Origin of the sequence: Pseudomonas kitaguniensis (genome assembly GCF_049199985.1) — a bacterium.
In the GTDB taxonomy this organism is placed as follows: domain Bacteria; phylum Pseudomonadota; class Gammaproteobacteria; order Pseudomonadales; family Pseudomonadaceae; genus Aquipseudomonas; species Aquipseudomonas kitaguniensis.
This window is the reverse complement of record NZ_JBLZPT010000017.1, coordinates 71,775-85,695: the sequence shown is the minus strand read 5'-3', so window position 1 is coordinate 85,695 and position 13,921 is coordinate 71,775. Positions and strand designations below refer to the sequence as shown.

Sequence of the window (13,921 nt, the reverse complement as noted above, 5' to 3'; positions counted from 1 at the left end):
CTCTGCGGAGCTGATGCGCTTTTCAGATTTTCATTATGTAGTGCACGGTTGGGCATACTACATGATGGCTTGCGGTTGTGAAAATTAGACTAAATACGTCGTTTAGCGACCCATTTTGGCCGTGCGGTCACACTGCGGCACGGGATGTTCTCAAGAAACTATTGGATTGTTCCAGATAAATATAAAAATGGTACACGATTTGTTTTCGTGTACGCATGCGTCCACCTTGTAGGAGCGAGTTTGCTCGCGAAAAACCCATGAGCACCAGAGGGCTTCGCCATGGACCATCTTGTACTGACTATTATCGCCGCCGACAAACCCGGTTTGGTTGAACGTATCGCGCAAAACATCGCTGCCCACGGTGGCAACTGGCTGGAAAGCCGCATGGCGCATATGGCCGGGCAGTTCGCCGGTATTTTGCGCGTCAGTGTGCCTGCCGAAAGCCGTCAGGATCTGGTGAATGCGCTGGAGGACTTATCCACACAAGGCATTCGCGTGTTGGTGGGCGAGGGCAGTGCGGGGCAGGCATCGGCGTCGAAGGCGATTTTGATGACGCTGGTGGGCAACGACCGATCGGGGATTGTGCGCGAGATCACCGCGCTATTGAGCCAGCAGGGCGTCAACCTGGAGCGCTTGAGCACTGATGTACGCCCCGCACCGATGAGCGGTGACCCGCTGTTTAATGCCGAGGCATTGTTGCGAGTGCCGTCAACGTTGTCGTTAGAGGCATTGCAGACGTCGCTGGAAACCCTGGCGGATGATTTGATGGTGGAGCTGCGCAACGAGGAATAATCATCCACAGGGTTATGCATGGAAATCTTGCATGGGCCTGTGGATAACCTTGGGGTGAATGCCTGCAAGCCAAACCGGCTGTGGCTTGCAGGAGGTTGTACGTTATTTGATCAGCGTTTGCGCATGGTCAGCCAGGCATCCACGCTGTACACCACCAGCCCGGCCCAGATAAACGCGAACGCGATCAGCGTGCTCGGCGCGAGTTGTTCACCGAACAGCAGCACCGCTTCCAACAGCACCAGCGTGGGCGCTACGTACTGCAAAAAGCCCAGCGCGGTGTAGGGCAAATGCCGTGCGGCAGCGTTGAAGCACACCAATGGCACCAACGTGATTGGGCCGGCGGCCACCAGCCACCAGGCTTCGGAGGTACTCCAGAAGGCCAGTTGCGCAGTGTGCGCCGACGGGTTGAACAGCAACCATGCGACGGCAATCGGCACCAGCATCCAGGTTTCCACCACCAGCCCCGGCAACGCCTTGACCGGCGCCTGCTTGCGGATCAAACCGTAGAAGCCAAACGTCAGCGCCAGCACCAGCGACACCCACGGCAAGCTACCGACTTGCCACACTTGTTGCGCCACGCCCAATGCTGCCAGCCCCACGGCTACCCACTGCAAACGACGCAGGCGTTCACCCAGAATCAGCATGCCCAGCAGCACGTTGACCAAGGGGTTGATGTAGTAACCGAGGCTCGCCTCCAGCATGCGCCCGCTGTTGACCGACCACACATAGGTCAGCCAGTTGCCCGCAATCAATGAGCCACTGAGTGCCAGAATCGCCAGGCGCTTGGGGTTGTCGCGCAGTTCACGCAACCAGCCGGGGTGTTTCCACACCATCAACAGCAAACCGCCGAACAGCGCGGACCACAACACGCGGTGCACGATGATTTCGGCGGCAGGCACACTGGCGATGGCTTTGAAGTAGAGCGGGAACAGGCCCCAGCAGATATAGGCGCTGAGGCCCAGAATGTACCCCTTGCGGGGGTTGGCGGCGTGCATTGCAGAATCCTTGCTCGGGCAGCTGACAAAGCGCAATTGTAAGGATTTTTGTCAGCCGATGGGATCTGCTTTGCCTAATGTGAGAGGGAGCACGCTCTCTCCCACAGGGGCAATGGTCAGAACAGCTTGAGCGGTTCTTCGTTAAGTGCCGACAGTTGCTCACGCAACGCCAGCACCTGATCGCCCCAATAGCGCTCGCTGCCAAACCACGGAAAGCTGTGCGGGAACGCCGGGTCATCCCAACGCCGCGCGAGCCAGGCGCTGTAATGCATCAGGCGCAAGGCGCGCAGGGGTTCGATCAACGCCAGTTCGCGTGGGTCGAAGTCGTGGAATTCCTGGTAACCGTCCATCAACTCCGACAGTTGGCCGAGGCATTCCTGGCGGTCGCCCGCGAGCATCATCCACAAGTCCTGCACGGCCGGGCCCATGCGGCAGTCGTCGAGGTCGACGATATGGAACATCTCATCGCGGCACATCATGTTGCCGGGGTGGCAATCGCCGTGCATGCGGATGTTTTTGTGCGGCGTGGCTTTGTAGACTGCTTCGACGCGCTTGAGCAGGTCGCGGGCTACGGACTCGTAGGCCGGCAGCAGGCTTTTGGGAATGAAGTTACCTTCCAGCAAGGTGTTGAGGGAGTCGTGACCGAAGTTCTTCACCCCCAACGCTTCGCGATGTTCGAACGGGCGGGTAGAACCCACCGCGTGCAAACGGCCGAGCAATTGCCCAAGGCGATGCAACTGGTCGAGGTTGCCCGGCTCCGGCGCGCGGCCACCGCGGCGCGGGAACAGGGTAAAGCGGAAACCTGCGTGTTCGAACAGGCTTTCGCCGTTGTGGATCATCGGGGCGACCACCGGCACGTCGCATTCGGCCAATTCGAACGTAAAGCGGTGTTCTTCGAGGATCGCCTCGGTGGTCCAGCGCTGGGGCCGGTAGAACTTGGCGATCAGCGGCTCGGAGTCTTCAATACCCACTTGGTAAACACGATTTTCGTAGCTGTTGAGCGCCAGCACGCGAGCATCGCTGAGGAAACCGATACTTTCGACAGCATCGAGTACCAGGTCGGGGGTGAGTGTTTCAAACGGATGGGCCATGCGAACTCCTGCGCGCAGCAGGTCGCCGCGTCCGGCCCGGTATGGTAACGCACCAAGGGCTGGATAGGTGGTGACTGTGCCACCGCCATCGCGAGCAAGCCCGCGCCCACCGTTAAAGCTGTGGGCTCGGTCACCTGTGGGAACGGGCTTGTGTGGGAGCGGGCTTGCTCGCGATGAGGCCCAATCAGGCGCCGACAATCCCCCCGTCATCCCGCCGAATCGCCATCACCGACGAGCGCGGCTTACCGTTCGGCAGGTGCTCCGGCCAGGTCGAACCACCGGTCTCGCCGGGATGCTGAATCCCTACAAACAGCGTTTTCTGATCCGGCGAGAAGCTGATGCCGGTGACTTCACACGCCACCGGCCCGACCATAAACCGGCGTATCTCACCGGTGCTCGGGTCAGCGCACAACATCTGGTTATTGCCCATGCCGGCAAAGTCGCCTGCGTTGCTGTAGTCGCCGTCGGTCAGGATCCACAAGCGCCCGGCCTTGTCGAAACCCAGGCCATCGGGGCTGTTGAACATGTTCTGCGGGTTGATGTTGGACGAGCCACCCTTCGGCGTACCGGCATGCACACCGGGGTTGCCGGCGACCACAAACAGGTCCCAACTGAAGGTGCTGGCGCCGTGGTTACCCGCATCGGCTTTCCAGCGCAAAATCTGCCCGTAGACGTTTTTCTCGCGCGGGTTGGGGCCGCCTACTGGCTGGCCGTCTTCGCCGCGCTTGGCGTTGTTGGTCAGGGTGCAATAAACCTGGCCGTCGGTGGGGCTGACCACGATCCATTCCGGGCGGTCCATGCGCGTGGCTTTCACCACGCTGGCGGCCAGGCGCGCGTGGATCAACACTTCGGCCTGGTTGGCGAAACCGCTGCTGGCGTCGATGCCGTTTTTACCGTGCGTCAGCTCAACCCACTGGCCTTTACCTTTGGGGTGGTCGGCGTTGCCGTCGCCCGCGTCGAAAATCGCCACGAACAAGGTGCCGTGGTCGAGCAGGTCTTTGTTGGCCTTGGGGTTCTTGTGGTTGATCTTGTCGCGGCTGACGAACTTGTAGATGAACTCACCGCGCTCATCATCGCCCATGTACACCACGGCGCGACCGTCGCGGGTTTCAGCGAGGGCGGCGTTTTCGTGTTTGAACCGGCCCAGGGCGGTGCGCTTGGCCGGAATGGATTGCGGGTCGAACGGGTCAATTTCAACCACCCAACCATGACGGTTGAGCTCGTTGGGGTTTTTTGCCATGTCGAAACGTGGGTCGTGCGGGTGCCAATTGATCTCTTTGCTGGCCGCCACTACGCCATAGCGCTTTTGCCCGGCGTCGAAGGTTTGCTGTGGGTTGCTGCTGCCAAAACAGTCGGTGAAGTTCTCTTCGCAGGTCAGATAAGTGCCCCACGGCGTCTTGCCGTTGGCGCAGTTCTGGAACGTACCGAGAACTTTTTTGCCGGAGGGGTCGGCGCTGGTTTTCAGCCACGCGTGGCCAGCCGCCGGGCCGCTCAGGCGGATCGGCGAGTTGCCGTGGATGCGCCGGTTGTAGCGCGAGTCCTGCACAAACTGCCAGGTGTTGCCCTTGCGCCGCACTTCGATCACCGACACACCTTCGGTGGCCAGCGCTTTGCGCACGTCGTCGGCCGATTGCGGCGCGCCGCCGTGCGGGTAGAGGTAGCGGTAGTTGGTGTATTCGTTGTTGATCGCCATCAATGCGCGATTGTCGTCGCCGGGGAACGCGAACAGGCTCATGCCGTCGTTGTTGTCACCGAATTGCTGCTCTTGGGCGACAGCCGTGCCGTTGCCGGACGGGTCAAACGCCGGCGCATTTTTATGCAGCGGCTGGCCCCAGCTGATCAGCACCGAGGCGCTGTAGCCCGGCGGCAACGTAATGGCGTCGCTGGTGGCTGCGGCGATGCTGGTGAAGCCCAGCAACGGGCTGGCGGTGGCGGCGTTGACGGCCAAGGCGCTGCGGGTCAGCAGGTTGCCGCCCAAAAACATCGCGGCACCGCACAGGGCGCCCGCGCCGATGAAACGACGGCGGGTGAGGCCGACCATGGTTTCGAGGTCGGTGGCTTGGTTTTCTTCTAATAGGCTCATGCGAGGCTCCCTGCGGTTTTTGCAGACACCTTAAGCAGCGGCCATGACGAAATTGTTGCAGTTTGAAGGCGCGTGCAGCGCGTTCGCCGCTACACCGGTGTGCCGAGCAACACATTGCTGGGCGCAAATTGCACCTGGGTCGGCAGCCCTTCGGCAGCGCCTTGGGCCTTGAGCGCGGCGGGCTGCGCCAGCGCGCACAAAACCTGACCATTAGGCAGGCTGATGCGCACTTCGCTGGGGCCGTCATCGGCATCGAGAATCGTCTCGATAACACCGCTCATGCAATTGTGTCCAGGTGTTGCAGCTTGCCCAATGGCAAGCAGTTCGAGCCAACCGGCCTTGATCAAGGCGACCACCTCGACACCGGTTTCCAGCTCCAGCCGCTGTGTGCTGTCGTGGGTGATCTGCGCAGTCAAGCTAAGGCCGCCCGACAGTTGCAGCCTGACCACGTCGTTGCGGCCATGGCGCTCGATTGTGCTGACCTGGCCGTGCAATTGGTTGCGCGCGCTGGTGCGCAGCATCAAGCGGCCGAGCAAGTTGAAGTCGCTCGCGTCCTGGTCCGAGCCCAACACTTGCGCCTGCAACACCTGCAGGCGCTGATACAGGCGCAACACGCGCTCACCTTCGGCGGTCAGCTTGGCACCGCCGCCGCCTTTGCCGCCGACACTGCGTTCGACCAGCGGCTTTTGCGCCAAATTGTTCAGTTCATCGATGGCGTCCCACGCCGCCTTATAACTCAGCCCGGCGCTTTTGGCCGCGCGGGTGATCGAACCCTGCTCGGCGATGTGCGCGAGCAAGGCAATGCGCTGGGGGCGGCGAATGATGTGTTGGCTGAGGGAAGTCGGCAGAGGCATGTGGATACGCTTCGATGAGGTCTGTGGACGTTGCAGGCGCGGCACGCGCGAGTCAAGTCATGTGCCCGGTTTGGGCGTGCGCGCCAGGCAATACACGTCGACCTGGCGCGCGCCGGCGTCCATCAACAAGCGCGCCAGGCTGTGGGCGGTGGCGCCGGTGGTTAGCACATCGTCCACCAGCGCGAAGTGCAGGCCTTGCGCTTGAGCGCCGGGTGCCAGTGCAAACGCAGTCAGCAGGTTGCGGTGACGGCTTTTGGCGTCGAGGGCTTGTTGCGCGATGGTTTCATGCGGGCGTAACAACAGGTGTTCATCGTGCTGAATATTGAGGTCTTGGCTAAGCCAACGCGCCAGCATCAATGCCTGGTTAAAGCCGCGCTCGCGCAGGCGTTTGCGCGCCATCGGTACCGCCAGCAGGCAGTCGGGTCGGTTAAGTTCGGCGTTGTCGAAGCGGTGTTGCAGGTGTTGGCCCAGCGCTCGCGCGAGCAGGTGGCCAAGTGGCCAGCGCGATTGATGCTTGAAGCGGCTGATGAGGGTGTCGACGGGAAAGCTGTAGCTCCAGGGCGCGACCACGTGTTTAAACGCGGGCGGTTTTTTCTGACATTGGCCACAGATCAAACCGTCCATTGGCAGCGGTAAGGCGCACACCCCGCACTGTTCCATCAGCCAGGGCAGCTCGGATTCGCAGACGCCGCACACGCTCTCGGCGGATTCGGTGGTTTCATCACAGATTAAACATATTTGGTTGCTTTTTAACCAATTGTAAACTTGGTGTTTGTATCCAGGTTGACAGTGCATGCATCTTCCTTAAATATGCCGAGCATCCGTGTCGCGCCTGTGGGTATTGCCCTTCCCACAGCGTTTGCCCAAGCATAATGAAGGAATTGCCCATGAGCGCCAGCACCACTGCCACCCTGCGTCACGATTGGTCCCTTGCCGAAGTCAAAGCGCTGTTTGTGCAGCCGTTCAATGACCTGTTGTTCCAGGCGCAGACCGTGCACCGCGCGCATTTCGACGCTAATCGCGTGCAGGTCTCGACCTTGCTGTCGATCAAAACCGGCGCGTGCCCGGAAGATTGCAAATATTGTCCACAGTCGGGCCACTACAACACTGGCCTGGAAAAAGAAAAGCTGATGGAAGTGCAGAAGGTCCTAGAAGAGGCTGCCCGCGCCAAGGCCATCGGTTCGACGCGTTTCTGCATGGGCGCGGCGTGGAAACACCCGTCGGCCAAAGACATGCCGTACGTGCTGGAGATGGTCAAAGGCGTGAAAGCCATGGGCCTGGAAACCTGCATGACCCTTGGTCGCCTTGACCAGGACCAGACCGAAGCGCTGGCGCAGGCAGGCCTGGACTACTACAACCACAACCTCGACACGTCGCCGGAATTCTACGGTTCGATCATCACCACACGCACCTACGGCGAGCGCCTGCAAACCCTGGCCTATGTGCGTGATTCGGGTATGAAAATCTGCTCCGGCGGCATCCTCGGCATGGGCGAGTCGCTCGACGACCGCGCCAACCTGCTGATCCAACTGGCCAACCTGCCGGAGCATCCAGAGTCGGTGCCGATCAACATGCTGGTGAAGGTGGCTGGCACGCCGTTGGAAAACGCCGAAGACATCGACCCGTTCGACTTCATCCGCATGCTCGCGGTGGCGCGCATTCTGATGCCGCAATCGCATGTGCGCCTGTCGGCTGGCCGCGAAGCCATGAACGAGCAGATGCAAGCGTTGGCGTTTTTCGCAGGTGCCAACTCGATTTTCTACGGCGACAAACTGCTGACCACCGCCAACCCGCAGGCCGACAAAGACATGCAACTGTTCTCGCGCCTCGGCATCCTGCCGGAAGCCCGCGAAGAACATGCTGATGAAGTGCATCAGGCCGCGATCGAGCAAGCGTTGGTCGAGCAAAAGAGCAGCGAGCAGTTTTACAACGCCGCTGTTTGATCATTCCACTTTGGAACGCAGGCCAACCTGTGGGAGCGGGCTTGCTCGCGAAAGCGCCGGATCAGTCAACTTATGTAGTGGCTGACAAAGCGTATTCGCGAGCAAGCCCGCTCCCACCTGTTTGGCCATGTTCAACCTGATCGACCGAGGCCTGCATGTCTTTTGATCTCGCCGCGCGCCTCGCTGCCCGCCGTGCCGAACACCTTTATCGTCAACGCCCAACACTGCAAAGCCCCCAAGGCCCGCAAGTGGTGGTCGATGGCCAGCCATTGCTGGCGTTCTGCAACAACGACTACCTGGGCCTGGCCAATCATCCACAGGTGATCGAAGCCTGGCGCGCCGGTGCCTCGCGTTGGGGCGTCGGCGGCGGCGCTTCGCACTTGGTGGTTGGCCATTCCACACCTCATCATCAGTTGGAAGAAGCCTTGGCGGACTTCACCGGTCGCCCGCGCGCGCTGCTGTTTACCACCGGCTATATGGCCAACCTGGGCGCGGTGACGGCGTTGGTGGGGCAGGGCGATACGGTGCTGGAAGACCGCCTCAACCATGCTTCGTTGCTGGATGCCGGTTTGCTCTCCGGCGCGCGTTTCAACCGTTACCTGCACAACGACGCCGCAAGCCTGGCCAAACGCCTGGAGAAAGCCACCGGCAATACGCTGGTGGTCACCGACGGCGTGTTCAGCATGGACGGTAACCTCGCCGACTTGCCGGCGCTGGCGAGTGAAGCACGCGCCAAGGGCGCCTGGTTGATGGTGGACGATGCCCACGGGTTTGGCCCGTTGGGTGCCCACGGCGGCGGGATCGTCGAGCATTTTGGCTTGAGCCAGGAAGAGGTGCCGGTGCTGGTCGGCACCTTGGGCAAAGCGTTCGGCACCGCCGGGGCGTTTGTGGCGGGCAGTGAAGAATTGATCGAAAGCTTGATCCAGTTCGCCCGGCCTTATATCTACACCACCAGCCAACCGCCGGCCCAAGCCTGCGCCACGCTGAAAAGCCTGGCGCTGCTGCGCACCGAGCATTGGCGGCGCGAGCATCTCAATGGCCTGATCCGCCAGTTCCGCCAAGGCGCCGAGCAGATCGGCCTGGCCTTGATGGACAGCTTTACGCCGATTCAGCCGATCAGGGTAGGCGACAGTGCCAAGGCCATGCGCCTGTCGCAGATGCTGCGCGAACGCGGGCTGATGGTCACCGCGATTCGCCCGCCCACCGTGCCTGCCGGCAGCGCGCGTTTGCGCGTCACATTGACGGCGGCGCACAGCGAGGCGCAGGTGCAGCTATTGTTAAGCGCGTTGGAGGAGTGTTTCCGGTTGTTAAGCGTCACGGAGCCCGAGCATGCGTGATCAACTGATATTGCTGCCCGGCTGGGGCCTCGGTGTATCGCCGCTGGAGCCTTTGGCCGCCGCCTTGCGCGGGCTCGACGAACACCTGCACGTGCACATCGAACCGCTGCCGCCGCTGGCTTCCAGCGACCTCGATGAATGGCTCGACGAACTCGATGCCACGCTGCCGGACAACGCCTGGCTGGGCGGCTGGTCCTTGGGCGGCATGCTTGCCTCTGAGCTGGCGGCGCGCCGTGGCGAACGCTGCTGCGGCCTGCTGACGCTGGCGAGTAACCCGTGTTTCGTCGCCCACGCGGGCTGGCCCAGCGCGATGCCTGCCGAAACCTTCGATGCGTTCCTCGCCGGTTGCCATGCCGACTCCCATGTCACCCTCAAACGCTTCGGTTTGTTGTGCGCCAAGGGCGCCGAGGACCCACGCGGGCTGTCACGTTTGCTGGTCAGCGGTGCACCGAATGCGCCCTCCAGCGTGTTGATGCCGGGCCTTGAACTGCTCGCTCAGCTCGACACGCGCGCGGCCTTGCTGGCGTATCGTGGCCCGCAACTGCACCTGTTTGCCGGTAGCGATGGGCTGGTGCCCGCCGAAGCCGCGATTGACCTGCTGACCCTGCTGCCGGATGTCGAAATCGGCCTGATTGAACAGGCGGGTCACGCTTTTCTTCTGGAAGACCCCCACGGTGTCGCGGGGGCCATCCAGGCTTTTTTGCATGAGTGCGTTGATGACTGATTTATCCAATCCGCCCTTGCCGGGCGCCTTGCCGGACAAGCGCCAGGTCGCCGCGTCTTTTTCGCGAGCCGCCGCCAGTTACGACAGCGTGGCCGAGTTGCAGCGCGCCGTGGGCAGCCAATTGTTGGCGCGTTTGCCGGCTGCTGGCGCGCCGCAACGCTGGCTGGACATGGGCTGTGGCACGGGCTTTTTCAGCCGCGTGTTGGGCCAGCGGTTTGCGGCCAGCCAAGGCGTGGCGCTGGACATCGCCGAAGGCATGCTGCTGCACGCGCGGCCATTGGGTGGCGCCGAGCACTTCATCGCCGGTGACGCCGAGCACCTGCCGCTTGCGGGCAATAGCTGCGGGCTGATTTTCTCCAGCCTGGCGGTGCAATGGTGTGCGAATTTCGAAGCGGTACTCAGCGAGGCCTATCGCGTGCTGCAACCCGGTGGCGTGCTGGCGTTCGCGAGCCTGTGCGTGGGCACGCTGTCTGAGTTGCGCGAAAGCTGGCGCGCCGCCGATGGCCTGGTGCACGTCAACCGCTTCCGCACCTTCGAAGCCTATCAACAACTGTGCGCCGCCAGCGGCTTGCGCGTGCTGAGCCTGGAGCGCCAGCCGCATGTGCTGCATTACCCGGACGTGCGCAGCCTCACCCATGAACTCAAAGCCTTGGGCGCACACAACCTCAACCCTGGCCGCCCGGGAGGGTTGACGGGGCGCGCACGGATTGTTGCACTGGTGGATGCTTACGAGCAGTTCCGTCAGGCCCAAGGCCTGCCCGCCACTTATCAAGTGGTGTACGCCGTACTGGAGAAACCTTTATGAGCGCCGCTTATTTCATCACCGGCACCGACACCGATGTTGGCAAAACCACCATCGCCGCCGGCCTGCTGCATGCAGCGCGGCTTGCGGGCAAAAGCACGGCCGCCGGAAAACCGGTGGCCTCGGGTTGCCAGGTGACCCCCAAAGGTTTGCGCAATGCCGACGCCCTCGCGCTGCTGGCGCAGTGTTCGTTGCCGCTGAGCTATGCCGAGGTTAACCCGGTGGCGTTCGAGCCTGCCATCGCGCCTCACTTGGCGGCGCGTGAAGCGGGCGTTGCCTTGACCGTGCAATCGCTGTTGACGCCGATGCAAAAAATCCTCGCGCGCCAAGCCGATTTCACCTTGATCGAAGGCGCGGGCGGCTGGCGTGTGCCGCTGGCCGATCAGGACAATCTGTCGGACCTCGCCATCGCGCTCAAGCTGCCGGTGATTCTGGTGGTGGGCGTGCGCTTGGGCTGCATCAGCCATGCTTTGCTCACCGCCGAAGCGATTGCGCGCGACGGTTTGCCGTTGGCTGGTTGGGTGGCGAATATCATCGAGCCCAAGACCTCTCGTCTGGAAGAAAACCTCGCCACCTTGGCCGAGCGCTTGCCTGCACCGTGTTTGGGGCGCGTGCCGAAACTCAAGCACGCCAGTGCCGAGGCGGTGGCCGAGCACTTGGAGTTGGACCTGCTTGACTGATTTTGGCTATCGATAAGGCACTGTGCCATTAGTGTTTTTTACGGGCCTTTTACCAGGATGTCTGCTTCAATTGAGCTTCACGATCCTCTAAAGGCAGGTTTACGCCATGGACATCTCTGGAAGCAGCGCGTTTTATTCGGGCCTGAGTACTATTCAGGCCGGGCAGAACCGTGTCGACCAGGCTGCCGGCAAAATCGCCAGCGCGGCCACGACCCAGCCATCCGCTGCACAAAGCGACCGCTTGCAAGCCAATGACCGTGCCCAGCCGAGCAACTCGGCGAGCAACATGGTCGAAATGGCCCAAGGCAAATTCCAAGTGGAGTTAGGCGCGAAAGTCGCCAAGGCTTCGGATGAAATGCTTGGCACGTTGATCGATACCTACGCCTGAACTGCGCTTTTCAGATCAAAAGCGCTTTGTGGGAGCGGGCTTGCTCGCGATGCAATCAACCCGGTTTACCTGATGTAACGAAGTGCCTGCATCGCGAGCAAGCCCGCTCCCACATTTGATGGGTGGCGCCTCAGCTGGCGTTGGCGGTGTTTAGCGCTTTGGCAATCAATCACCATTCCCTTTGAATCTTTGCTGGCTGTGGCAACCCGCCGCAGGCGTTGCCGTGCGCGTTGCTGACCTGCATCAAGACAAACGGCATCCGAGCGACCCTTGACAAGGGTAGGTCGTAAACGTATGTTTCAAACATCTGTTTGACCGCCATTACACATCCATGCGGTTGTTCATCCCAGCTACATCAGCAGAGGTTTATCGCTATGCCTGACTACAAGGCCCCCTTGCGTGATATTCGCTTCGTTCGTGACGAACTGCTCGGTTATGAAGCCCACTATCAGAGCCTGCCGGCTTGCCAGGACGCTACCCCGGACATGGTTGACGCCATTCTTGAGGAAGGCGCCAAGTTTTGTGAGCAAGTGCTGGCGCCGTTGAACCGCGTGGGTGACATCGAAGGGTGCACGTGGAGCGAGTCAGGCGTTAAAACCCCTACTGGTTTCAAAGAAGCTTACAAACAGTTTGTTGAAGGCGGCTGGCCTAGCCTGGCGCACGACGTGGAGCACGGCGGCCAAGGCCTGCCGGAATCGCTGGGTTTGGCGGTGAGCGAAATGGTCGGTGAAGCCAACTGGTCATGGGGCATGTACCCAGGCCTGTCGCACGGTGCGATGAACACCATCTCCGAACACGGTACGCCTGAGCAGCAAGACGCCTACCTGACCAAACTGGTGTCGGGCGAATGGACCGGCACCATGTGCCTGACCGAGCCGCACTGCGGCACCGACCTGGGCATGCTGCGTACCAAGGCTGAGCCGCAGGCCGATGGCAGCTACAAAGTCTCCGGCACCAAGATTTTCATCTCGGCCGGTGAACACGACATGGCCGATAACATCGTCCACATCGTACTGGCGCGCCTGCCGGATGCACCGGCCGGCACCAAAGGCATCTCGCTGTTTATCGTGCCTAAATTCATGCCCAACGCAGACGGTTCGATTGGCGCGCGCAACGCGGTGACCTGTGGTTCCCTGGAACACAAAATGGGCATCCACGGTAACGCCACGTGCGTGATGAACTTCGACGCGGCCACCGGTTTTCTGATCGGCCCGGCGAACAAAGGCCTGAACTGCATGTTCACCTTTATGAACACCGCTCGCCTGGGCACCGCGCTGCAAGGCCTGGCCCACGCCGAGATCGGCTTTCAGGGTGGCCTGAAATACGCTCGCGACCGCCTGCAAATGCGTTCGCTGACTGGCCCGAAAGCGCCGGAAAAAGCGGCCGACCCGATCATCGTGCACCCTGATGTGCGCCGCATGCTGTTGACCATGAAGGCTTTCGCCGAAGGCAACCGTGCGATGGTGTACTTCACCGCCAAGCAAGTCGACATCGTCAAGTACGGCACCGACGACGAAGCCAAAAAACAGGCTGATGGCCTGCTGGCCTTCATGACCCCAATCGCCAAGGCGTTCATGACCGAAGTCGGTTTTGAATCCGCCAACCACGGCGTGCAGGTTTACGGCGGCCACGGCTTCATCGCCGAGTGGGGCATGGAGCAAAACGTTCGCGACAGCCGCATTTCGATGCTGTACGAAGGCACAACCGGCATTCAGGCGCTGGACCTGCTCGGCCGTAAAGTGCTGATGACCCAGGGCGAAGCGCTCAAGGGCTTCACCAAGATCGTGCACAAGTTCTGCCAGGCCAACGAAGGCAACGAAGCCATCACAGAATTCGTTGCACCGCTGGCCGCACTGAACAAAGAGTGGGGCGAGTTGACCATGAAGGTCGGCATGGCCGCGATGAAAGACCGTGAAGAAGTCGGTGCCGCTTCGGTGGACTACCTGATGTATTCCGGCTACGCGTGCCTGGCTTACTTCTGGGCCGACATGGCGCGCCTGGCGGCTGAAAAACTGGCTGCCGGCACCACCGAAGAGGCGTTCTACACCGCCAAGCTGCAGACCGCGCGCTTTTACTTCCAGCGCATCCTGCCGCGTACCCAGACCCACAAGGCCACCATGTTGTCGGGCGCCAATAACCTGATGGACATGAAAGAAGAGAACTTCGGTTTGGCTTACTAAGCTTAGGCTGCATTGAAAAGCCGCCGCTCTTTTGGGAGCGGCGGCTTTTTTG

At 61.2% G+C, this 13,921-nt stretch carries 13 protein-coding genes; 8 read left to right on the top strand and 5 right to left on the bottom strand.

The genetic code is table 11. The features are described 5' to 3' along the window. Positions 1-279 precede the first annotated feature (279 nt). Positions 280-792, top strand: coding sequence for a glycine cleavage system transcriptional repressor (locus ACOZK9_RS19810; protein ID WP_058415225.1), 513 nt, complete (start codon positions 280-282; stop codon positions 790-792). A 110-nt stretch (positions 793-902) separates the two neighbouring features. Here the strand turns inward: ACOZK9_RS19810 and rarD are convergent, their stop codons facing one another. From rarD to ACOZK9_RS19785, 5 genes are all read right to left on the bottom strand, one after another. Next, positions 903-1,787 carry an EamA family transporter RarD gene (rarD, locus tag ACOZK9_RS19805; protein ID WP_421556389.1) on the bottom strand — a complete coding sequence of 295 codons (885 nt, stop codon included), beginning with the start codon at positions 1,785-1,787 and terminating at the stop codon, positions 903-905. A 116-nt stretch (positions 1,788-1,903) separates the two neighbouring features. Then, positions 1,904-2,878, bottom strand: coding sequence for a serine/threonine protein kinase (locus ACOZK9_RS19800; protein ID WP_421556388.1), 975 nt, complete (start codon positions 2,876-2,878; stop codon positions 1,904-1,906). Positions 2,879-3,062: 184 nt separating this feature from the next. Continuing rightward, entirely contained in the window at positions 3,063-4,961 is a 1,899-nt protein-coding gene (locus ACOZK9_RS19795; RefSeq protein WP_421556387.1) for a PhoX family protein, read from the bottom strand. Positions 4,962-5,050: 89 nt separating this feature from the next. Then, entirely contained in the window at positions 5,051-5,815 is a 765-nt protein-coding gene (locus tag ACOZK9_RS19790; protein WP_421556386.1) for a TOBE domain-containing protein, read from the bottom strand. Positions 5,816-5,872: 57 nt separating this feature from the next. After that, positions 5,873-6,610, bottom strand: a complete 738-nt coding sequence (locus ACOZK9_RS19785) for a ComF family protein (protein ID WP_421556385.1) — start codon at positions 6,608-6,610, stop codon at positions 5,873-5,875. Between the two features lie 92 nt (positions 6,611-6,702). Between ACOZK9_RS19785 and bioB the strand changes: the two genes are divergently transcribed. The 7 genes from bioB (at position 6,703) to ACOZK9_RS19750 (ending at position 13,869) form a co-directional block, all read left to right on the top strand. Then, positions 6,703-7,758: a biotin synthase BioB gene (bioB, locus tag ACOZK9_RS19780; RefSeq protein ID WP_058415231.1), complete on the top strand. Its 1,056-nt coding sequence runs from the start codon at positions 6,703-6,705 to the stop codon at positions 7,756-7,758. Positions 7,759-7,913: 155 nt separating this feature from the next. Next, entirely contained in the window at positions 7,914-9,095 is a 1,182-nt protein-coding gene (gene bioF, locus ACOZK9_RS19775) for an 8-amino-7-oxononanoate synthase (RefSeq protein ID WP_421556384.1), read from the top strand. Then, positions 9,088-9,819 carry an alpha/beta fold hydrolase gene (locus ACOZK9_RS19770; RefSeq protein WP_421556383.1) on the top strand — a complete coding sequence of 244 codons (732 nt, stop codon included), beginning with the start codon at positions 9,088-9,090 and terminating at the stop codon, positions 9,817-9,819. The genes bioF and ACOZK9_RS19770 overlap by 8 nt, the downstream gene beginning before the upstream one ends. Next, complete coding sequence (gene bioC, locus ACOZK9_RS19765) at positions 9,812-10,624, top strand: malonyl-ACP O-methyltransferase BioC (RefSeq protein ID WP_058415234.1); 813 nt, start codon at positions 9,812-9,814, stop codon at positions 10,622-10,624. Before ACOZK9_RS19770 ends, bioC begins: the two co-directional genes overlap by 8 nt. Beyond that, a complete protein-coding gene (bioD, locus tag ACOZK9_RS19760; RefSeq protein ID WP_099234722.1) occupies positions 10,621-11,301 on the top strand; it encodes a dethiobiotin synthase in 681 nt (226 codons plus the stop codon). The genes bioC and bioD overlap by 4 nt, the downstream gene beginning before the upstream one ends. A 106-nt stretch (positions 11,302-11,407) precedes the next feature. Continuing rightward, positions 11,408-11,689 (top strand): hypothetical protein, encoded by a 282-nt coding sequence (locus ACOZK9_RS19755; RefSeq protein ID WP_058415236.1) that lies wholly within the window; start codon positions 11,408-11,410, stop codon positions 11,687-11,689. Positions 11,690-12,063: 374 nt separating this feature from the next. After that, the gene (locus ACOZK9_RS19750; protein WP_058415237.1) at positions 12,064-13,869 is read left to right on the top strand and encodes a phenylacyl-CoA dehydrogenase; all 1,806 of its coding nucleotides are present in this window, start codon (positions 12,064-12,066) and stop codon (positions 13,867-13,869) included. The last annotated feature ends 52 nt before the right edge of the window (positions 13,870-13,921 follow it).